Annotated in this window: 22 protein-coding genes and 1 pseudogene; 13 read left to right on the top strand and 10 right to left on the bottom strand. The window is 55.2% G+C overall.

Going from position 1 to position 20,124, the window contains the following annotated elements:
• Positions 1 to 90 precede the first annotated feature (90 nt).
• The 6 genes from MKZ35_RS19165 to MKZ35_RS19140 all read left to right on the top strand — a co-directional run bounded on the left by MKZ35_RS19165 (position 91) and on the right by MKZ35_RS19140 (position 5,306).
• Positions 91 to 525 carry a nucleoside deaminase gene (locus MKZ35_RS19165; protein WP_482514851.1) on the top strand — a complete coding sequence of 145 codons (435 nt, stop codon included), beginning with the start codon at positions 91 to 93 and terminating at the stop codon, positions 523 to 525.
• Positions 526 to 661: 136 nt separating this feature from the next.
• On the top strand, positions 662 to 967 hold the full coding sequence (locus MKZ35_RS19160) for a hypothetical protein (protein ID WP_482514850.1): 306 nt from the start codon (positions 662 to 664) through the stop codon (positions 965 to 967).
• Between the two features lies 1 nt (position 968).
• Positions 969 to 1,346 (top strand): magnesium citrate secondary transporter, encoded by a 378-nt coding sequence (locus tag MKZ35_RS19155; protein WP_482514849.1) that lies wholly within the window; start codon positions 969 to 971, stop codon positions 1,344 to 1,346.
• Positions 1,347 to 1,445: 99 nt separating this feature from the next.
• Entirely contained in the window at positions 1,446 to 2,402 is a 957-nt protein-coding gene (locus MKZ35_RS19150; protein WP_482514848.1) for a DUF5694 domain-containing protein, read from the top strand.
• A gap of 202 nt (positions 2,403 to 2,604) precedes the next feature.
• On the top strand, positions 2,605 to 3,429 hold the full coding sequence (locus tag MKZ35_RS19145; protein ID WP_482514847.1) for a mechanosensitive ion channel family protein: 825 nt from the start codon (positions 2,605 to 2,607) through the stop codon (positions 3,427 to 3,429).
• A 98-nt stretch (positions 3,430 to 3,527) separates the two neighbouring features.
• Positions 3,528 to 5,306 carry a chloride channel protein gene (locus tag MKZ35_RS19140; RefSeq protein WP_482514846.1) on the top strand — a complete coding sequence of 593 codons (1,779 nt, stop codon included), beginning with the start codon at positions 3,528 to 3,530 and terminating at the stop codon, positions 5,304 to 5,306.
• 108 nt (positions 5,307 to 5,414) lie between these two features.
• Here MKZ35_RS19140 and MKZ35_RS19135 read toward each other — a convergent pair whose 3' ends face one another.
• Positions 5,415 to 5,990, bottom strand: a complete 576-nt coding sequence (locus MKZ35_RS19135; RefSeq protein WP_482514845.1) for a DUF421 domain-containing protein — start codon at positions 5,988 to 5,990, stop codon at positions 5,415 to 5,417.
• Positions 5,991 to 6,229: 239 nt separating this feature from the next.
• Between MKZ35_RS19135 and MKZ35_RS19130 the strand changes: the two genes are divergently transcribed.
• Together MKZ35_RS19130 and MKZ35_RS19125 are read left to right on the top strand one after the other, a co-directional pair.
• The gene (locus MKZ35_RS19130; protein WP_482514844.1) at positions 6,230 to 7,543 is read left to right on the top strand and encodes a DUF2254 domain-containing protein; all 1,314 of its coding nucleotides are present in this window, start codon (positions 6,230 to 6,232) and stop codon (positions 7,541 to 7,543) included.
• A 138-nt stretch (positions 7,544 to 7,681) separates the two neighbouring features.
• On the top strand, positions 7,682 to 8,212 hold the full coding sequence (locus MKZ35_RS19125) for a DUF421 domain-containing protein (protein ID WP_482514843.1): 531 nt from the start codon (positions 7,682 to 7,684) through the stop codon (positions 8,210 to 8,212).
• Between the two features lie 44 nt (positions 8,213 to 8,256).
• Here the strand turns inward: MKZ35_RS19125 and MKZ35_RS19120 are convergent, their stop codons facing one another.
• The gene (locus MKZ35_RS19120) at positions 8,257 to 9,204 is read right to left on the bottom strand and encodes a mechanosensitive ion channel family protein (protein ID WP_482514842.1); all 948 of its coding nucleotides are present in this window, start codon (positions 9,202 to 9,204) and stop codon (positions 8,257 to 8,259) included.
• A 79-nt stretch (positions 9,205 to 9,283) separates the two neighbouring features.
• Positions 9,284 to 10,471, bottom strand: coding sequence for a cation:proton antiporter domain-containing protein (locus MKZ35_RS19115; protein WP_482514841.1), 1,188 nt, complete (start codon positions 10,469 to 10,471; stop codon positions 9,284 to 9,286).
• Positions 10,472 to 10,732: 261 nt separating this feature from the next.
• On the opposite strand from MKZ35_RS19115, the gene MKZ35_RS19110 reads away from it, so the two are divergent.
• The 3 genes and pseudogenes from MKZ35_RS19110 (at position 10,733) to MKZ35_RS19100 (ending at position 11,951) form a co-directional block, all read left to right on the top strand.
• Complete coding sequence (locus MKZ35_RS19110) at positions 10,733 to 11,410, top strand: FAD-dependent oxidoreductase (protein WP_482514840.1); 678 nt, start codon at positions 10,733 to 10,735, stop codon at positions 11,408 to 11,410.
• Positions 11,311 to 11,550 (top strand): annotated as a pseudogene (locus tag MKZ35_RS19105) (hypothetical protein); the annotation flags it as partial. The gene MKZ35_RS19110 and the pseudogene MKZ35_RS19105, both read left to right, overlap by 100 nt.
• A gap of 59 nt (positions 11,551 to 11,609) precedes the next feature.
• Entirely contained in the window at positions 11,610 to 11,951 is a 342-nt protein-coding gene (locus MKZ35_RS19100; protein WP_482514839.1) for an NAD(P)/FAD-dependent oxidoreductase, read from the top strand.
• Between the two features lie 46 nt (positions 11,952 to 11,997).
• Here the strand turns inward: MKZ35_RS19100 and MKZ35_RS19095 are convergent, their stop codons facing one another.
• Positions 11,998 to 12,246, bottom strand: a complete 249-nt coding sequence (locus MKZ35_RS19095; protein WP_482514838.1) for a hypothetical protein — start codon at positions 12,244 to 12,246, stop codon at positions 11,998 to 12,000.
• 225 nt (positions 12,247 to 12,471) lie between these two features.
• Between MKZ35_RS19095 and MKZ35_RS19090 the strand changes: the two genes are divergently transcribed.
• Entirely contained in the window at positions 12,472 to 13,920 is a 1,449-nt protein-coding gene (locus MKZ35_RS19090; RefSeq protein ID WP_482514837.1) for a diadenylate cyclase, read from the top strand.
• A gap of 350 nt (positions 13,921 to 14,270) precedes the next feature.
• Here the strand turns inward: MKZ35_RS19090 and MKZ35_RS19085 are convergent, their stop codons facing one another.
• Positions 14,271 to 15,239, bottom strand: a complete 969-nt coding sequence (locus MKZ35_RS19085) for an aldo/keto reductase (RefSeq protein WP_482514836.1) — start codon at positions 15,237 to 15,239, stop codon at positions 14,271 to 14,273.
• A 243-nt stretch (positions 15,240 to 15,482) separates the two neighbouring features.
• Between MKZ35_RS19085 and MKZ35_RS19080 the strand changes: the two genes are divergently transcribed.
• Positions 15,483 to 16,247: a DUF4112 domain-containing protein gene (locus tag MKZ35_RS19080; RefSeq protein ID WP_482514835.1), complete on the top strand. Its 765-nt coding sequence runs from the start codon at positions 15,483 to 15,485 to the stop codon at positions 16,245 to 16,247.
• A gap of 69 nt (positions 16,248 to 16,316) precedes the next feature.
• Here MKZ35_RS19080 and MKZ35_RS19075 read toward each other — a convergent pair whose 3' ends face one another.
• The 5 genes from MKZ35_RS19075 to MKZ35_RS19055 all read right to left on the bottom strand — a co-directional run bounded on the left by MKZ35_RS19075 (position 16,317) and on the right by MKZ35_RS19055 (position 20,104).
• On the bottom strand, positions 16,317 to 16,538 hold the full coding sequence (locus MKZ35_RS19075) for a hypothetical protein (RefSeq protein ID WP_482514834.1): 222 nt from the start codon (positions 16,536 to 16,538) through the stop codon (positions 16,317 to 16,319).
• Between the two features lie 143 nt (positions 16,539 to 16,681).
• Complete coding sequence (locus tag MKZ35_RS19070; protein ID WP_482514833.1) at positions 16,682 to 17,365, bottom strand: hypothetical protein; 684 nt, start codon at positions 17,363 to 17,365, stop codon at positions 16,682 to 16,684.
• A gap of 59 nt (positions 17,366 to 17,424) precedes the next feature.
• Positions 17,425 to 18,117 (bottom strand): hypothetical protein, encoded by a 693-nt coding sequence (locus MKZ35_RS19065; RefSeq protein WP_482514832.1) that lies wholly within the window; start codon positions 18,115 to 18,117, stop codon positions 17,425 to 17,427.
• Entirely contained in the window at positions 18,117 to 18,329 is a 213-nt protein-coding gene (locus MKZ35_RS19060) for a hypothetical protein (RefSeq protein WP_482514831.1), read from the bottom strand. The genes MKZ35_RS19065 and MKZ35_RS19060 overlap by 1 nt, the downstream gene beginning before the upstream one ends.
• A gap of 110 nt (positions 18,330 to 18,439) precedes the next feature.
• Positions 18,440 to 20,104, bottom strand: coding sequence for a hypothetical protein (locus MKZ35_RS19055; protein ID WP_482514830.1), 1,665 nt, complete (start codon positions 20,102 to 20,104; stop codon positions 18,440 to 18,442).
• Positions 20,105 to 20,124 lie beyond the last annotated feature (20 nt).

Below are 20,124 nucleotides of genomic sequence, written 5' to 3'. Positions count from 1 at the left end.
GCGGCGCTGCCATTTTGCCAAAAGAGCGCTATTTGGAGAGTAACACGGTATACCTTTGCGGCTCTACTTTCAACTCACCCCTGAGAACTCATGGACGAATTCATGCAAGCCGCCATCGACGAGGCGCGACAAGGCCGCCGGGAAGGTGGCATTCCAATTGGCTCGGTGCTGGTGCGTGGGGGGCAAATTGTGGCCCGCGGCCGCAACAAGCGGGTGCAGGAAAACAACCCAATCAAGCACGGAGAAATGGACTGCCTCTTCAACGCCGGCCGCCAGCGCACCTACCGCGACACCGTACTTTACACCACCCTCATGCCCTGCTTTATGTGCGCAGGCACCATCGTACAGTTCAAAATTCCGAAAGTAGTCGTGGGCGAGTCGCGCACGTTCGGCGAGTCGAAGGAGTTTCTGGAGGCCCACGGCGTGGAGGTCGAGATTGTGGATCTGGACGAGTGCGTGGCCATGATGCAGGAGTTTATCGAGGCTGAGCCCACCCTCTGGAATGAGGATATTATGGAGTTATAGACGAACAGTCGGCAGCCCTTATTCAAGTTAAAACCTGGTTAAATAGTATTTAAAAGACTAAAGCTCTCCTCTGGTGGCGCTTTGGTCTTTTTGCATTTTATGCAACCTCGCCACTCATTTCGTGCGTATCCCACAGATGGCTGATACTCCTTTACTTGCTTCCAAAAAGTGTCCGCACTGCCAGCAATGGTCCGGGTGGCAACACAATCCTGAGGACCGATGTGAGCATTGCGGCGAGCTGCTTGATCCGCGGGCCCAACAAAGTGCCATCGAGCGCGCGGAGCTGGAAAATCAGAAGACGTCCTCCCTTATTCTGATGGAAATAAAGCCCGAAGACAAGGGCGTGACGCGTTTTTTCAAAACTATGGTCCGGGGTGGACAGCTAGCTTTTGCGGCTATCCTGTCGTTCATAGTTTGGGTAGTAACAGTTGTTGCAGGTTGATATGAAGCGCTGGCCCGAGTTTCGACACCCGCTGTTTCTCGTCGCCGTGCTCCTGTATGCGGGCTACCTCCTCAACCGCTACCTGCTGCATTGGCCTCTACCCGCGCTGCTTACCTCTTACTTAGGTGATCTGGCCGCCATGCCAGTCATGCTGAGCTTGGCCTTGGCCGCCCAACGGCGCTTTGTGGCCCATACGCGCGCCTTTGTACTTCCCGATACCTGGCTGATTGCGGCCTGGCTCTACGTGTCGCTGTGGTTTGAAGGCATTTTGCCCTACTTCTCCGCTACCGCCGTGGCCGATCTATTCGATGTTGTAGCGTACGCCGTCGGTACGGTTGCTTTTCGGTACTGGCTTAATAAGCCTGCCATAGCCGCCTGATACGGGAGTAGGACTGGCAAATATTTGTGGATCGGTAACTTGCTTTACAAGGTACTGTACACTTTATTTGTTTCCATCTCCCATCTTCTTCTCTCCCCTATGTTACTGTATCAACTGCACAGCCGTTTTTTCAACAGGTTTATTGGGCTACTCAGCCTTACTCTTTTGCTGGTATCTACTCAAGCCAGAGCTCAAAACAGCAAGAAAGATCGGGCGGAAATCATGATAGTAGGGTTTGTGCACCTATCTCAAATTTATAATAAAGAGCCGCAGTCAGACGTACTCAACCCCAAGAAGCAAGCGGAGATAGCCAAGCTGCGGGAGCACCTGCTCAAGTTTCGGCCCGATGCTATCATGATAGAAGCCGAACCTTCGGAACAGAGCCAGATGGATAGCTTGTACGCCCTGTACCGCGCCGACAACCTTGATTTCTCCACGCTGCCTTCCGGCACCGGCCGCAGTGAGCGCTACCAAATAGGCTTTGCGATAGCCAAGCAACTGAACCTAGCAAGTCCATCCTGCATCGATTACTACGCCTCCACCTCCCAATCGCTGCTGAGCACCGGCGACAACATCGACTATTTCAACAAAGGACTAAAGGAAATGCAGCTTACCGCTCGCCCTCTGCAACGCATGGCCCAGCACGACAGCTTATCGGTGTACGATTACATCGCCTTAGCCAATCACCCCGACTTAGTAGCCATGATTCACCGCGTAATGTTCAATAACCCCGCGATGGTGACCAACGGCGCGTTTTCCGCTACCGGTACCAATACAGTTGATTTGGGTAAGGTAGATACAGCCTACATTGGGGCGCACTACATCAGCTTATTCTACAACCGCAACCTAAAAATCTACTCCAATATCCTGCGGGCCCAGCAGAAAACGAAGGCCAAGCGCATTATGGTTATTATGGGACTAGCCCACGTAGGCGTGCTGCAGGAGCTATTTGCTAACAATCCTAATTACCACGTAGTACCCGCCTCTACCTATCTAAAAACCAAGGCCACAAAATATTTAAAGTCCAAAAAAGACAGCTACGCTCCGTCTTCTTAAACTTCACGGATAAAGCTGGCAGGGCAGTTCAATCAAGGGGCAGACTAAGGTGCTGATAGCGTTTTGGGTAGGATAAGATAATTCGCTGGGGGGCTTTTTTTAACCTTCTGGCCAGTTCTCCCCGTACTGTTAGCAGTTTGGTTTCATAAAAATGCCCCCCGGCACTATGCTGGGGGGCAAATTTTGTTCTCTGCCCTTCCCTATGCTCGACGAATTGAACCAGGTGCTGCTTGATTACTGGCATCAATTTTTGCACTTACTACCCAAATTTCTCATTGCCCTGATCGTCATTGCCGTTGGGGTAGCCGTTGCCAATCACGTTAGTGGCTTACTCGGCAACCGACTCCGCAAACGCTCCCACGACGCCTTGTTGGCCGATTTTCTGACCAACTTCACGCGCTGGGCCTTGCTGCTGACGGGCGTATTGTTGGCTATGCACGTGCTTGGCTTGTCGGGAGTGGCCAGCGGGCTGCTGGCGGGCGCCGGACTGTCGGCTTTCATCGTGGGCTTTGCCCTGAAGGATATCGCGGAGAACTTCCTGGCCGGCGTGGTGCTGGCCTTCAACCGCCCCTTCCGCATCCACGATACGGTGCAGATACGGGACTTAATGGGTGAAGTAGAAGCTCTGAATCTGCGCACTACCCTCATCAGGACCTTCGATGGTAAGCACATCTTTCTGCCCAACGCCCTGGTGTTGCGTGAGCCGCTTACCAACTACACCCGCGATGGCTTCATTCGTCAGGACCTTCTGATAAGCGTCGATATGGGCACTGAAACCTCTTCGGATCGGATTGAGGATCTGTTGCTTAAGTATGTGAGCAGCCATAAAGGCGTGGAAACCCGCGACCCACATACCCCCTATATCATCGTCGAGAAAATGAGCAGCACCTCCGCCGACCTGCGCGTTTTCTTCTGGGCCTATTCCGAAGAGTACCGCCGCGGCACTCTGGAGCTGAAAAGCGCGCTAATGAAGGGCAGCAAAGCGATGCTAGTGGCTGAAGGCTACGCCGTTTCGGGCGCAAACTAATACGTAGTCAGTACTAAGCTGCTTATTCCTTTTATTGCTTGTACCTTGTATTAGTGGCCGGTTTCTTGCGGATTGGGCTCTGCTTTTAGTTGATTTTCATGCCGAAAAGTCCTTTTCACCGTCTCTTAGGTCCCTTGTTGCTGTGGCGACTGCGCCACGTCAACGACCGGGTTTACCTGATTTTGGTGAGCGTGCTGGTCGGAATAGGCGCGGGGTTGGCGGCGGTTGCGCTCAAAGGCTCTGTTCACACCGCCCAGAATCTGTTGTATTCCTGGGTGCCCGAAGAAAACCGGGTATTTGCCCTGTTCTTATACCCGATGCTTGGCATCGGACTCACCGTGCTTTTTACGCGCTACGCGCTGGGCGGTACCCTGAGCCGGGGCATCGGTCCTATTCTGTATAACATTGCCCGCCAGGGCAGCGTGGTGCCGCGCAGCAAGCTGTATTCGCAGGCTATTACCTCTTTTCTTACGGTCACCTTTGGTGGATCGGCAGGTCTGGAGGCACCTATTTCGGTCACGGGCTCAGCTCTGGGTTCCAATATCGGGCGCATTCTGCGGGTGGGCCGGCGTGAGCGGCGCTTGCTCGTTGGCTGCGGGGCGGCGGCAGGCGTGGCCGCTATTTTCAACAGCCCTATTGCGGGCGTGCTGTTCGCGGTGGAAGTGATTTTGTCGGAGCTGTCGGCCCCGTTTTTTATTCCGCTGCTTATTTCCTCAGCCACGGCCACGGTGGTTTCCAAGGCCCTGTACGCGGGCCAGCCCTTCGTACTGATTACTACTACCTGGCCGGTGGAAGCAGTGCCGTCCTACCTGATGCTGGGCTTGTTTACCGCGCTGCTATCGGTGTACATGATTCGCATCTACTTCGCCTCCGACAAGTATTTCGAGCGGTTTCCGGGCACTTTTCGCAAGGTGGTATTTGGTGGCTTCACGCTGGGCATCATGGTGTTTTTGTTTCCGCCCCTCTATGGTGAAGGCTATAATATTGTCGAGATGCTGCTCAACGGCCGGCCCGAAGGATTGGTGGAAGGCTCTATTTTCGCCGTTTACCGCGACGAAAACGTGTGGCTGCTGCTGCTGGTAGTGGCTTGCAGCATGCTGCTCAAAGTACTGGCTACCTGCGTCACAATTGGCTCCGGGGGAAACGGTGGCATGTTTGGCTCGTCGTTGTTTACGGGGGCGCTGGGGGGCTTTTTGCTCGCTCGCCTGATCAATATGAGCGGCTGGTATCCGGTTTCGGAGGTGCATTTTGTAGTGCTGGGCATGGCCGGTACGCTGGCGGGCGTGGTGCACGCGCCCCTCACGGCCATCTTCCTAATTGCCGAGATTACCGGCGGCTACGCCCTGTTTGTGCCGCTCATGGTGGTTACTTCCAGCTCTTATCTGATTACCAAGTACTTCGAGCCTTACTCGGTGTACACCCGCAAGCTCGTGCAGCGCGGCGTGCACATGCACGCCGACCGCGACCGGGGCCTGCTGGCCCAGCTCGAACCGCTGTCTTTGGTGCAGAACGACTTTGTGCCGGTTCACCCCGAAACCACTTTGGGCGAGTTGGTGAACATCTTTCGCCACGCCACGCGCAACCTGTTTCCCGTAGTCGACGCCGATAATCGGTTGGTGGGCATTGTGTCGCTGGATACCGTGCGCGACGCCCTCTTCGACGACGAGCACTACACTACCACCTACGTCAGCGACCTGATGGCGCCGCCCGTCGCGGTGGTATCGCCCGAGGATAGCCTGCTGGATACGCTCAGCGAAATGGAGCACCACGACGCCTGGGCTTTGCCGGTTGTTCGGGATGGCTATTACTTGGGCTTTCTGCTCAAGTCCACTATTCTGGCCAATTACCGCCGACAGTTGCTGAAGGAGATTGAGTAGTCGCTTAGCCTTGCGACGTAATCAGAAACTCGACCACTAAAGTTACCGAACGCCAACTTAGAGTGAATACCCGCATGAATCAGCCTAGCTAATTTCAATGCGAATGCGCTACACGCCGTCTTGCACCTCCACTTCCAGAATGCGCACTTCCGGCGGCATATGAGGCGCATCTTTCGTCAGAACAGATATTTTACCGTTGCGCTCCATAATGGCCTGCTTTACCTGCGCCAGGTCTTCGGTGCTTCCGTTGCTGCGGATGGCCCGCATCAGATCTTTGCGACTAATGCTACTGCTTTGCATGGCGTCCCAGTCAATTTGGCTATCCTCCACCAATATCCGCTTGGAGCCTTTCACGTAAGCGCCCAACCAGTCAGAGTTATATGATAGGTAACTCGTAAGCCAATGCAGGCCAATCAGGGTAATGCTAGCCAGTGATGTCCCCCAAAAAGAGGCATTGCTATTAATCCCCCTGCTAAGGATGGAGCCGAGCATAATGCCCACTATTACAGCGAAAGCGGTATTCTTACCCAGAAAGCGCTTGGCTCCTACCCGCACCAATAGTAGGCCCACCACGTAAATCACTACCGCACGCAGGGCCGCCTGCCAGGCATTTATTTCATTCAGCCCTATGCCCAAGACATTATCAACAGCAGCTTGAAGCTGGCTAAGAAAAAGCAGTACCATGGAATTGGGTTTGTGGTAAGTGAAAGCGTGGCCGACGCTGGCCAGGCTCCCTCCTGAGGTACGACACAGGGGCCATCGAGTTAAAAATGACAGACTTATGGCGTCACTTCTCCTGGGGGGCAAATTCGGCCGCCGTAGAGAAAATGACAGCGGGATAAGTTAAATCTCCCCGTCTGCAAACGGCGCCGGGATACCAGCCGGGAAAACCCTGCATCAGACTCGGCAGTACCTACTAAGGTATGAATCGACTCCGCGCGCTTTGGCTGAATCTGGATGCCAGCTTATGGTTTATCCCAACCCTGATGGTTGCGGGGTCCGTTTTGCTGGCTTTCACCTTGGTATTCATTGATTTACGCATTGAGCATGATTGGCTGGAAGCATATCCTCTGCTGTTCGGGGCTGGCTCCGATGGGGCCCGCGGGGTGCTCACGGCCGTTGCCGGCTCCATGATTACGGTGGCTGGCCTTATTTTCTCACTTACGCTGAGCACGCTGGCGCAGGTATCCAGCCAATACACCCCGCGGGTGCTGCGCAACTTCATGAGCGACCGGGCCAATCAAATGGTGCTGGGCTTCTTTGTCAGCATTTTCGTGTACTGCCTCATTGTGCTGCGTACCATCCGGGGTGGCGACGAAGGCAGCTTTATTCCCTCCTTGGCGGTACTGATGGGTTTGGTGCTGGCCCTGGTCAGCATCGGAGTGCTTATTTTCTTTATCCACCACATCGCCAATTCCATTCAGGCATCCAACATTGTCCGCAACGCAACCGAGGAAACGGAAGCCGCCATCAAACGCCTGTTTCCCGACCAGATTGGACAGGAAGCGGACGCCAACGAAGCCCAGGAGCTCCTGCGCCAGGCCGGCCAGCTCACCTGGCTGACCGTGCCTTCCCGAGCTAACGGGTATGTGCAGAGCGTGGATGATGAGGGCCTGCTGGACTTAGCGCGCAACCTGCACGGCGTGATACGTATGGAGCACGGTATCGGCGATTTTGTGGCGCGCGGCGCGGCGCTGGTATCGGTGGCCGTTTATCAGGGGGAAACCCTCTTGCTTGATGACAAGCTAACCGACCGGATTAATGCCAGGTTTGGCTTGGGCAGCCAGCGTACCATCGAACAGGATGCTGGTTTCGGCCTGCGGCAAATCGTGGATATAGCCCTGAAGGCCCTCTCACCGGGCATCAACGACACCACAACGGCCATTATCAGTATTGATCACCTCGGCGCTTTGGTCGCGCAGCTGGCCGACCGCCAGACAGGCAGTCCCCTACGCACCGACAACAATCGGGTGCGCGTGGTGGCAGTGCGCCCGTCGTTCGAGAAATTTGTAACCACTGCTTTCGACCAGATTCGTGTCTGTGCCGATGGCAATGTGGCTATTTATCTGCGCCTGCTTACCGCGCTTTCCGTTATCGGGCAGCGCACCCAGGACCCTAAGCGCACCCTGGTATTACGCCGCCAGCGAGGCCTGATCGGCGAGGCGGCCGAGCGTACGCTCCAAACGGAGTACGAGCGCACCCAGGTGCGGGAGCGCCTGACCTTGCTGGAATCCTGATAAAGGCGGGCAAGTTAGCAGTAGCTTCTGCCCACGAAATGCCCTGGAGCTGCGATGACTGCTTACTTCAGCTGGTCAACTTATTGTACACCGCAGAAGCGTTGTACCTGATTCACACCTATCTAACTCACCTATGCTATGGAACAATTTTTCTTTTCAAGCTGGACAAGCATCGCCCGTACGCTGGTCATTGGAGTAGCCGCCTACGCTGGATTGATTACTTTACTGCGCCTGTCGGGCAAACGAACGCTGACCAAGATGAATGCCTTTGATTTAATAGTTACCGTGGCGCTTGGCTCTACACTGGCCACCATACTGCTCAACAAAAGCGTACCGCTGGCCGATGGGCTTACTGCGCTTGCGCTGCTGATTTTTCTGCAATATGTCTTAACCTGGCTGTCGGTTCGCTCCAAAACGGTGAGCAAGCTCATCAAGTCTGAGCCGACGCTTTTGGTGTACCGGGGGGCATTTTTGTCGGAGGCCCTGAAAGCTGAACGGGTTACCGAAGCAGAAATTCTGGCTGGCTTACGCGAACAAGGCGTGGCCAGCGTGGCCGATGCCGCCGCAGTGGTACTGGAAACCGGCGGCGACCTGAGCATCCTCAAAAACACGAGCGACGGGCCACAGTCCGTGCTACAGGATGTGCCCCTGAAGGAAAAGAAGCAGTAAGCCCTGGGGGGCATTTTACTACTTCACACAAGCCCGGAGCGAAGCTATTCTTCCTCCAACTTAGGCTCAGGTACCGCGGCACGGGCAAGCGGCACATCGCCCTTGCCGGCCGGCCAGCCTTCGCGCTGGGTACGGCGGTCACCATCCGTCACTTCGGTCTGGTCGTGGAATAGGATCTGCTGAGTTGGGAATGGCAGATCGATGCCATTAGCCGTAAGCTTGTTCTTAATAGCTTCCAGCACTCTATCCTGCGCATCGAGCACGTCGGCCTGACGCGGCGGATTCACCCACCACCGCACCCGAATATTCACGCTGCTCCCAGCCAGTTCCATTACCAGCGCCTCGGGAGCGGGCACTTGCAGCACCCCTTCTACTTCGCCAACAGCTTCCAGCATCAATTGCCGGGCCTTGGCAATATCGTCGCCGTAGCCAATGCCGACATCGTACTGCAAGCGGCGCTGATCGTAGGCCGTATTCACGGTTACGGCGTTGGTAAACAACTCAGCATTAGGAATAACCACGCGGCGACCATCAAAAGTTTTGATGGTGGTGGCCCGCATCTGGATAGATTCTACGGTACCCTCAAAGTCCTTATACTTGATCTGATCGTCGATCTTGAACGGTTCGGTAAATAGCAGCAGAATGCCCGCCAGGAAGTTCTGAAAGATGTCTTTGAAAGCAAAGCCAATAGCGATGCCGCCCACTCCCAGGGCGCTGACTAAGCTGGCCGGGGTAAAGCCGGGCAGCACAATAGTCACCGTGACCAGCACGCCCAGGATAATCATGGCTACGTAAGCTAGCCGGCTCAATAGCAATGACAGACTCTGATTCTGACGTTTGCCCCGTGTAATGCGCTGCACCAGGGAGCGCACCCCACGAGCCAGCAGCATAAACAGCACGAATACAATTACTCCAATGGCAATATTGGGCAAGGTGGCCATCAGGTCACGGCCAATCTGGTTTAGCTTCTGCCAGGCAATTGAGAAATCCATAGGCGCGAAATTTCAGTGAGTTAACCGGGTTTCATAGCGCAGTTGAACGGTAAATCTGCGCTATTGCGGGGCAGTCGGCTTAATACTCGCCCAGCTCCGGCTCTTTACGCGCCAGCAGCAAGCCAACCATCATAAGCACCCCCGTCAGTAGAATTACGACAAACAGAATGTTTTCGCTGACTTGCCCAATAAGATGAGCCTTGGGTATGCTATAAAACAACAGAATGGAAATCAGGCCTTTGGGGGCGATAAACAGCTCCGGTACCAGGTCCGATTTGGCGATGTAGCGCAGGTAGAAAAAGCGGATAACGGTGAGCACCGCCACTATCAGCAGCCCCTGCCACAACAGCGTCACGCTGATAAGATTGGTAAGAGTGATGGAATAGCCAAACAGCAGAAAAAAGAAGGTACGGATCAGAAAAGCCGACTCGGCCGTGATGCTTTTGAACTGATGCAGCTCCTCGGAAAGGCGCTCGGGGTGCAGCAGGCGCTTCAGGGGGCCTTTTAGGAAGAGTTCGGCGTTATTCACGGCCAGTCCGAAGGCAAGTACCAGCAGCAGGGACGATAGGTGCAGCTTTTTGGCGAGGCTGTAAATCAGGACCAGAAAGGCAAAAATCAGGAAGAACTTGATGTGCAGCCGGATGCGGTCGAGCATAAACGCCAAGATGGCTGTGCTAATAACAGCCACAATCGAAACGGCTATAACATCGCGCAGAAACGTGATAATGGATATGCCCTGAGCGAAGTTATCCTGCAAGGCAAAGTTGAAAAGCATGATGCCCAAAATGTCGGAGAAGGTACTTTCGTAGACAATAAACTCCTGCTTCTCGCCGCCTAAGCTGGATACGCTGGGGATGGCGATGGCCGAGCTGATGACAGCCAGCGGCACGGCATTAATTAAACAGCTTTGGAATGAGACACCCAGATAGAGTTGCAGCAGCTCGGCAATAATGAGGGCCTGCACCACCAGAATAAGCGCCGCCGCCGCGAAGGAGCGCCGAATCAGGGGGGCTTTTTCGCGGCTTATTTTCAGGTCTAGCGCCCCTTCTAACACTATCAGTATTAGGCCAATAATCCCGAAAATCTCCAGTACTACTTGTGGAATCAATACTCCGATATCCCCGTAGTCGGCAGCCTGCTTGAGCGCGATACCCGTGAAGAGCAGCATCAGCACCGACGGCACTTTGGTGGCCCTGGCGGCAAGATCAAATAAGTAGGACAAGACAACGGCCAGACTCAGGCCAATGAGGATAGTGTATGGACCCATGCGGGAAGAAGTTAGGGAAAGGACTGTTTTCTATACGGCGGCGCCAGAAACTTAACTATGCATTGGAGGCTGTTTGAATTAATCCTTGACTGGCCGGACGATATAGAGACGCAATAGTTGGAGCCTCCTTACGGGTGAATCGTTCAACGATGAGCCGCAAAATATTGCGTCTCTACCAAATTCTAGCTAAGTCAAACAGCTTCAAAGCGACCAGCGCCGCGGTGCCGTATCTTGCCGCCCGTGAACTCCCTTTCTCATTCTATGTCTTCTCTCCCCAGCATTGCTATTATCGGGGGCGGCCCGGCGGGTTTGCTGGCCGCTCAGCACCTGGCCGAAGCGGGCCACCGTGTGACGGTGTATGAAGCTCAGGCTACCGTAGGCCGCAAGTTCCTGGTAGCCGGACACGGCGGCTTTAACCTGACCCACAGCGAGCCGCTGCCCACCTTTGGAAAGCAATATGGGGCTCACCACGACCAATTTGGTACGTTTCTCACTAATTTTGGACCCGAACAGCTGCGCGCCTGGGCCGCTGATTTGGGCGTAGAAACCTTTGTGGGTAGTAGTGGCCGAATATTTCCCACGGCTGACTACAAGCCTGCCCAACTCTTGCGGGCCTGGCTGGCACGTCTGGCGGAGCTTGGAGTTGTAATCAAAACGCGGCACCGCTGGCTGGGTTTCGTGCCCGACTCGCCCAACGGCCTGCTCCTGCGCGATGAGCAAACCCACGAAGAATTCACAATTTGCCCCCCAGCCGTGGTGCTGGCCCTGGGCGGGGCCAGCTGGGCCAAAACCGGCTCCGACGGCGGCTGGACAGCTGCCCTCACCGAAATTGGCGTACGATGTACGCCCTTTGCGCCTGCCAACTGTGGTGCCGAAATAGCCTGGGGGCTTTTTTCAGGGAAAAGGTGGGCCGCACTCCGCTCAAAAACATTACCCTGACCTGCGAAGGCCAAACCATGCGCGGCGAATTGCTCCTGACCGACTATGGCGTGGAAGGCAGCCCGGTGTACGCCCTCACGCCGGCCCTACGCGCGGCGCTCAGCCGCGAAAAACCGGCAAAGCTCTGGCTCAACCTTAAGCCTGACCTGACGCCCGACCAGCTCGTGCAAAAGCTAAGCAAACCCCGCGGTAGCAAATCGTGGGGGGCTTTTTGCAGCAAGCCTTGCGCCTGGGGCCGCCCATCCCAACCTTATTGCGTGAGGTGGCGCCCCCCGAAGCCATTACCAGCTCGCCCGAAAGTCTGGCCCACTTGCTTCAGCAGTTGCCTTTGCCCGTAAGTGGCCTGCGCCCGCTGGATGAGGCCATCAGCACGGCGGGCGGCGTAGCGTGGGAAGAGGTAGATGAACACCTGATGCTGCATCGGCGGCCCGGCACTTTTATAGCCGGCGAAATGCTGGATTGGGAAGCGCCCACGGGCGGCTACCTGCTGCAAGGCTGCTTCAGCACGGGCGCCTGGGTGGCCAAATCAATTAACATTTGACAGGTAACATTTAACAATTGGTAGCTATGTCCGAAAGTGTTACCTGTTACCTGTTAATTGCTTTTTGCTCGGCCTCGGCCAGAATAGCCTTGGCCTCATCCAGCAGGCACTCGCCGGGGTTGAGCTGCTTGCGGCAGATCAGCGCGAAGAGCAGAAAGAACGATACAATCGGCAACACCCAGCCCAACACAAACCACAGCCAAAACGACCGGCCATAGCTGTGGGCGCAGTAGCCGGTAGTGAGGGGCAGGAACGACATAGCGCACAAAAAGCCCAGCAGTAAATCAACAAACATGGCGATGGCAGCTATGGGTGAGCGGTATCGTGAAGATACTTGGTTCGCGAGAGTTTCCCAACGCTGAACAAGCCTGATTTATAATGACTATAACTATGTTGGCGGCCGGATGTTGCCTTAATCTGGCCGGAATGTTGCCGCCTGACCATACCACCCTGGGGGGCATTTTCGCGTACCTGTACTGTTTTCTGCCCCTTCCCTTCTCCTGACCGCCCAAACTACCCTATGTGGGAGCACCAAAGTCTGTTTCGCGTCTCGGCCCAGCTATTTGCCGAAGGCGTTTTTAATCTGCTGGACAGAAATTTAAAGCCCGAAGTTTTTTTACTTGGTCTGGCCTCGGCGAAAGAACCCGACGAGCCCCAAGCGGTGATCATCGAGCCCGCCAACCACCGCTACCCCAGCGCGGAGTTTACCGAAGTGAAGGGACGAGCTGCTACCCTGGAGTCGGCCGAAGGCCCCCGCGAGGTCGTGTACCACCTGCACCCCACCGACCAGGACCGCTTTGAGAAGCAACGCTGGTACGAGCTGCTCCGCCAAGCTACTGAGCTGACGCTGAATGAAATGCCCTCCGAACCGATGCCGCGGATTTCCTTCTGCTCGCTGCCGGTCAGCTTTAATGGCTATTTGGTGATAGTAGTGCTGCAGCTTTCGTCTGAGGCTTATCACGGCTATTACGCCTTGCCCGACAAGATTGTGGCCCGCGCCAACTCCTTGCTGGCCGCGGCAGTTCAGGAGTTTTTGCAGGACTGCGCCCGCGCCCTGCGCGAATCTGATTCCGACGATGCCCACCCCGTTCTCGACCGTGACTACAACGAGATGCTGCGCGCGGCGGGCCGGCGCTTTATGCTGCGGGCCGCGGCCGGCACTCACGGCCTCTATGATGCCTGCAACGGCGTAGCCGCGCTACGGCATGAAGGCGACGAGGGCATCGGCCTGATGATTGTTGCTCGCCGCCACCACCCGGCCGTCGTACCGGTTCTGACCCTGGACACGCCTATTACCCTGCGGGATCATCGCTCTATTCGGAAGCTGCTGGAGCTGAGCGAAGACAATACAGCCCTGATAACGGACGCCACGCATGTCTTCGGCCTCGGCTATCTGGTTGAGGAAACGCATTCGAGCTACGAGCCCTTGTTTATGGTGCACTTTACCAAGCACTATAGCTGGGAGCTGACGCACGCCGATCATATTATGATGAAGGTAGTGTCGAACGCACCCCGCCTGCCCCAGGGCCGCGTCGATGCCGACAATTTCGCGCATGCCGTGCGCCAGCAGTGGCCCGACCTGCACGACACAGGTATTGCGTATCTCTGGCGGCTCACGCAGGAAGCCAGCAGCCAGTCGAACGGCACCATTCTGGTAATTTCCGAGGGTGCTTCCCAAGAGAGCCAGCGACTTACCCGCCAGTGTTTCAGGGTGGTACCACGCTTGATGACACCCGCTATCATGCGCCTGGTCACGAATATTGATGGGGCGGTACTCGTGGACCAAAACGGGATTTGCCACGCCATCGGTGCCATCCTCGACGGCCTGGCCACTGCTAAAGGCGACTCCTCCCGCGGCTCCCGCTACAACTCCGCCCTACGCTACGTGGAAAGCAGCCAGTACCCCGTGCTGGCCGTGGTGGTCAGCGAAGATGGCCTGATTGATTTGCTGCCGCCAGTGGGAAGCTAGCAGCTTAGGCATAAGTAGAGACGGAGGCTATTAGTAATGACCGTTTTAGAATCCTTGAAGTATTCAGCAAACGAATTAATTAAAAGCTATCTTGATCCAAGCTTGGCAGCAAGGCGAATCGAATCCTTATCTAACAGATTACATTTTATGCAAAAATCTACTCTTTTCCTTTTTGATATAATGCAGTTCATGGTGATCTGGCAGGTAGTTGTCATGGGCATATGGCTGCTCGGTGCTTATGTACTTTACTTAATGATTCGTGCTCTGCGTAAGTATTTACGGGACGGGTAGCCCCAAATACAGCTGCCTCAAGAACAGCGAACTTACCACTCACCCATTCACGCTGCCCATCATTGCCTCCGGATAGCGCAGTCCGGCAATGGCGCTTCGGGGGCAATTTCATCTATCTGCGCCAGTTCTTCGGCCGATAGCCGCACCTCCAGCGCCCCCAGGTTTTCTTCCAAATACCCGATTCGCTTGGTACCGGGAATGGGCACGATGTCGTTGCCCTGAGCCAGCACCCAGGCAAGCGCCAACTGACCTGGGGTGCAGTTTTTCTGCGTGGCCATTTCCTTAATGCGTGCTACCACATCGAGATTACGCTGAAAGTTTTCGCCCTGAAAACGAGGCGTGTGGCGGCGGTAATCGTCAGCGTCAAGGTCCTCGAAGCGCTGAATCTGACCCGTGAGGAAACCGCGGCCCAACGGGCTATAAGCGACCAAACTAACGCCTGATTCGCGGCAAGCGGCCAGCACACCGTCTTCGGGGTCACGGCTCCAGAGCGAGTATTCACTTTGCAGAGCCGCTATGGGATGCACGGTGCTGGCCCGCCGCACGGTGTCGGCAGAGGCTTCAGAAAGGCCCAGGTGGCGCACTTTGCCTTCTTCCACCAAGCGGCTCATGGCACCTACGGTTTCCTCGATCGGCGTATTAGGATCGACACGGTGCTGGTAATATAAATCAATATGGTCGGTGCCCAACCGGCGCAGGCTGCCCTCGCAAGCTTGGCGCACATACTCGGGTTTGCCATTTATGCCCCGTTTGGTAGGGTCGTTGGGGTCGCGCAGAATACCGAATTTGGTGGCAATAACGGCTTGGCCGCGCCGGTCGCGCAGGGCCCGGCCCACCAGTTCTTCATTCGTGTACGGGCCGTACATATCAGCGGTATCGAAGAAGGTAACGCCCAGATCCAGTGCGCGGTGCAGGGTGCGAATGCTCTGCTCATCGTCGCGTTTGCCATAAAAGTCGGACATACCCATGCAGCCTAATCCCAGGGCCGAAACTGACAGGCCAGAGCGGCCTAAGGTGCGCGTTTGCATATAGTTTTTGTTAGGTAAGAAAGTGAGAAGCATAGCTTAAAGCATAACGAGGAGAGACGCCGCCGAGGCTGGGTTTGAGGAGCAGAAAATTTTGTTGGTCTTACCACACACTCGCTTGCAGGCTGCGGGAGGTTTATCTCAAATAATCCATTGCAACGAACCACCGATCCGCCCGGCGCTCCCAATTTCTTTGATGTACCCGCGCATCTCATTCTTCCGTTTAAAGCTGAAAGCCCTCTCCCTATGCAGCCCAAAATGCCCCCCAAATCGGTTGATCCTCCCTTCGAAGCCGACGAGCGCCTGCGCTGGGTGCAGAGCATCGCCCGCCTCATGGACAGCCAGTTTACGCTGCCCGGCACGCGCTTTCGCTTCGGCCTCGACCCGATTCTGGGCCTGCTGCCCGTAGTCGGTAACCTGACGAGTATGGCCGTATCGGGGGCGCTGGTGCTGACGATGATGCGGCACGGGGCCAGCGGCAGCCTGGTTATTCGCATGGTGCTCAACATCTTACTGGATACTATCATTGGGGCTATCCCGGTGCTGGGCAACATCTTTGACTTCGCCTATAAAGCCAACGACCGCAACGTACGCCTGCTCCGCCGACACTACGCCGAGGGTAAGTACCAAGGCAGCGGCAAGGGTCTGCTGGCGGTGGTACTGGTCGGGATGCTACTCGTGTTTGGCCTGCTGGCCTGGGGCCTGTGGGTGGCGGTAGACTGGCTGTGGACGTATGGGGGCAAAACTGGTGGTAGTCGGGGAGAGTTTTTGGCTCCCGCAGCATCGGGGTGTTTACGACTCGTAAGCCGGGCACTGATAAGCTTGTTAATAAAAAAGCCCCCGCCTGGCGCAGGCTTATCCTTGCCCAAATCTTTTTTCGACTTCTCGGAGGTGGCGTTAGGGCATTTTTTAGCCGACGAACCCCGCCTGAAAAGCAGCAGATCAGGTAGACCACCGTACAAAAAAGCCCTTCCGACCGCATGGTCGGAAGGGCTTTTGAGTTTTGGGTAAGGACAAGCCTGGCGCAGGCCGGACTTTAGAGCTATTGGATTACGACGGTTGAGGCAACCTTTCTGCTCATTATACCCGGTAGCGCCACCCGCTATTTTTGTCCAGTAGCGAGTCGGAGAAGTTGGCTTCCAGCCAGAGCGTATCCCCACGCTGCATGGTGCGGGCCGTGGGAGTTATAGTCACTGCTGGTAGGAAGCCGATAGGCACAATCTCGGGAAATTCCTCCTTGACCGGGCAGCCAGTGAGCGAGAGTGCCGAACCCACGCCAAGTAGCGTCTTCGTAATATTCATCACTAGCGATGCGAGGTAACTAATTGCCCCATCTGCGAGGCTTGTAAATTGTTGTTTTGGGCTTGAATCATCATAAGCAGTTCAGGTTTGGGTAAACGAAAAAAGCTCCCACCTGCGTCCGGCGGGAGCTTTTTATTTAGTACTCAATCAACCGTAAAAGCGAACGTCTCTTTTTGCTCAAAATACACTACCGGTTCCGGGGCTCCCGGAGCCGTGGACACTGTGCGGCTGTGCTGCTGGAACAAGGGAAAGTTAGTCCGGCCTTCATTGAGAACATAGTACATATCGTCGAAAGTGGGAATTTGGGCTTGACCGTTTTGATCCAGTCCTAAATCAATGAACGACAGGCTCCGGCTACGCTCAAAAAAATCACCCATATTGATGAACACCGTCAGGGCAAACACGCCCCGCCGCTGGGGAATGATGCCAATTCGGGCCCGGTAGAAACTACCATCATATACGAGTTCCAGGCGACCAAACGTGCGGCCTACAATGGACAAGTGCCCGACTCGATTAACGACCTGAAACGCGGCCGTGGCACTGGCTTTTTCTGTCTCCTGGCCCAGTAATTCGTAAAATCCTACTGAAGTAGGAAGGGGTATATCCTGGGGCCGGACGCGGAAGCGGCACTGGCTGCGAATGTCGAGCAGCGAATCCGGGCAGTTCATAGTCAGCCAGAGCGTGTCACCCACCGCGAACGTGTCACGCTCGGGCGTGATAGTGGCCGGAATGACGAACGTTACGGGGGTGAAAGTTCTGGGCTCGTCTCTCGGGCAGGCCGTCAGCACCAGCAAGCACAAGCAGGAGAAAAAGGTGAGGCGGCGCATGGCTACTAATAAAAATGGCTTAGTAAAAAGCGCCGCCCGACACAGGCGGCGCTTTCAAATCATTTAATGACAACGTTGAAGCTGCTTTTCTGCTCATCGTATACCGTGGCTTCCGGTGCTCCAACGTTCATAGAGAATGTTTTGCTGTGCTGCTGGAGTAGGTGGAAATTATTGGCTTTGCCCTCATTAATGACGTAGTAGATGTCACGTAATACCGGAATTATCTTTCGCCCATTCACATCCTTGCCTAGGTCAAGGAAGGATAGGTTGCTGCCCCGTTCAAATGGATTTCCGGGCTCGGAACTAAAGTTGAGGACAATATTAGCAATACCAGGTTTGACCGCCCGCAGCCCAATCTTGATACGGTAACGCCCATCCTGGTACGTCGGCTCAAAGCGACCTGCCGTCTGCTGCAAATTATCAATGCGGCCCACTTGGTTGATGACCTCAAACGCGTGGGCAAAGTTGCGCTGGCGTTCGGGTTGCCCGGTCAGCTCCAGAAAGCTAATAAACGTGAAGGGCTTCGCATCCTGGGGACGCAGGCGAAACCGCTGCCCGCTGCGAATGTCGAGCAGCGAGTCCGAGTAGTTGGCCTCCAACCAGAGCGTGTCGCCCAGCGCCATCGTGGCCTGGGCCGGCCGCATGGTCAGCGGGATTTCAAAGAACAACTCCTGAAAGGTGGGGGCCGGCTCTTTGGTGCAGGCCCCCATGCACAGAAGCGCAGCGAGCGAGAAATAGCAGAGGGTGTTCATTACCAGCGGTAAGAAGTAACCAACTGGCCCATTTGCGGAGCCTGCAAGTTGTTGCTTTGTACGCGAATCGCTTCTTCGTAGGCACGCACGGAGTTTGCCTCCGGCTGTAGACCGCGGAATACGGTAGCAGCATTGAAGGCATCTACATTATCCGTGACCCCTGTTCCTCCTATACCCGTTGGCTCTCCTACATCGGTCATATCGTGTAGCATACCATAGACAATCCATTTATCAGAATCATCATCAGCCGGAACTTGATCCTCTAATTGATTAATTGCATCCCTGGCTATATTCGCCCGAGTAGTTCCTCGATACTTATCGTTTAAAAAAGCCGCTCCGTATAATTACCCCAGGTCTCACTGATAGCAATTCTACTGGCTCCCGGATCGGTTTTTTGCCCGTACGGATTATCTGTATTCCCGTAGGTCAATACATACGCGATGTACGCCGTCCAGTAGTTATTACCTACTTGACCGTAATGCTGAGAATGGCCCAACTCGTGGTAGAACGTGTCGTGTAAATCACCGCTTTGGCGGGGCGCGTTCGTACTGCTACCGTAACGGCAGGTAATGTCTGGTAGCTGCCGTTGGATCAGCTTCTTGAGTCCAACTGCCAACGGACCACCCGTGAAGGAAAGATATCTATCCAGGGCCTGAGAAATAAGGGAAGTAGAGGTGATTCGGCGCAGCATAGGCGCTGAGGCAAGCTCAGTGATGGTGGATGAGAGCCAGATGTTGAGTCCCATGGGCGGCGGCGCAATGCCTCGTGCGGCTGAGAACGTATGAGCATCAACTAAAGCGTTAAACGTTGTGGCGGCCACCCACGCTAAAGCATTCTGACTATTAGCATTCGCATCGTACATAAACGTGGGGCCTATTCCTTCCATCTGTCCTTTTTCGTACGTGCCTAGTGGGTAGCGAATGGGCAGCACAGCATTCCAAGGCTGCGTAGTAAAAGTATTCGTATAACCCCGAGTAGTAGCAAACATATTCTTAAACTGAACGAATAGCTGCGCCTTATCCCGATAGCCAGTGTTCACGGCGAAATAGCCGTTGTCGTTCGTGAAGTCGTTGTCCATCTTAAACCAGCGCCGAGTAATTACATTAACTCGGTGGAGGGGTACGTTCGCTCGCAACTCGGTTTCCCACACCCGAACTATGCCGCTCGGATAATAACGAGTAGCTTGAATGGTAACCTCCCCCGGTGCGGGCTTTTCAATAATTTCCTCTTTGTGGCCGGTAATGCGCATGGCTTCGTTGTAGAGAGCCAGGGGCGAGACACCGGCCTTTTTCAGTTGCTCGGTGGCCGCCTTGGTATTGTTGCGCTTCGGGGCGGACGGGGCTACCTGCTGGCAGGGAACTTCAACGTAGCAGCGGCAGCCATAGTCCCATACCGGCTCGCAAGGCGTAGGCTCCGGCTGCCAAGGGTCTTCATCCTGCTCGTCGCCCGCGTCTTCATTGAACAGATACAGATTCTCCAGGGTCTCGCGTTGAATGTGGTAGGGCAACTCCACGCCGTACGGCACGGCACTGTACACCCAAGGAATCTCGGCCGCGGAATAGTCAACAACCGTATTAGCCGCCACCGTTTCATCCAGCGGCTCGAAGGAGAGTTGTAACCCCACATCCTCCAAATCAGCCAGCTGGTCGGTGTCGGCGGGCTTGAGGCGCACGTAGGTATGGGTGGGCGCTTCGATAACCATTGTGGAAAAACTGCCGTCAGCTTTGCCGGATTGGAGATTCTTCAGGGCTTTGCGCATCACTTCCACTGTGAAGGGATTGTCTTTGCCTTTGGCGTTGAGGTCAGCTTGGCTGGTGTGGGCCGCTACACCGGCCTCGCCCGACTCCAGGTCGGGCTTCTCGCAGGCCCCGAGTAGGAGCAGCAAGTCCATAGCACCGCTACGGACGGCAAGTTGCGGGTATTTCAGCCAATTTAAGGGTGGGCCAGTAAGCCCTAACGCGACGGGTAACAGGTAATGCTTTTTCATACGATAAAAAGGATAAGATG

Source organism: Hymenobacter sp. R533113 (assembly GCF_056835965.1).
This window is presented reverse-complemented; position numbering and strand designations above follow the sequence as displayed.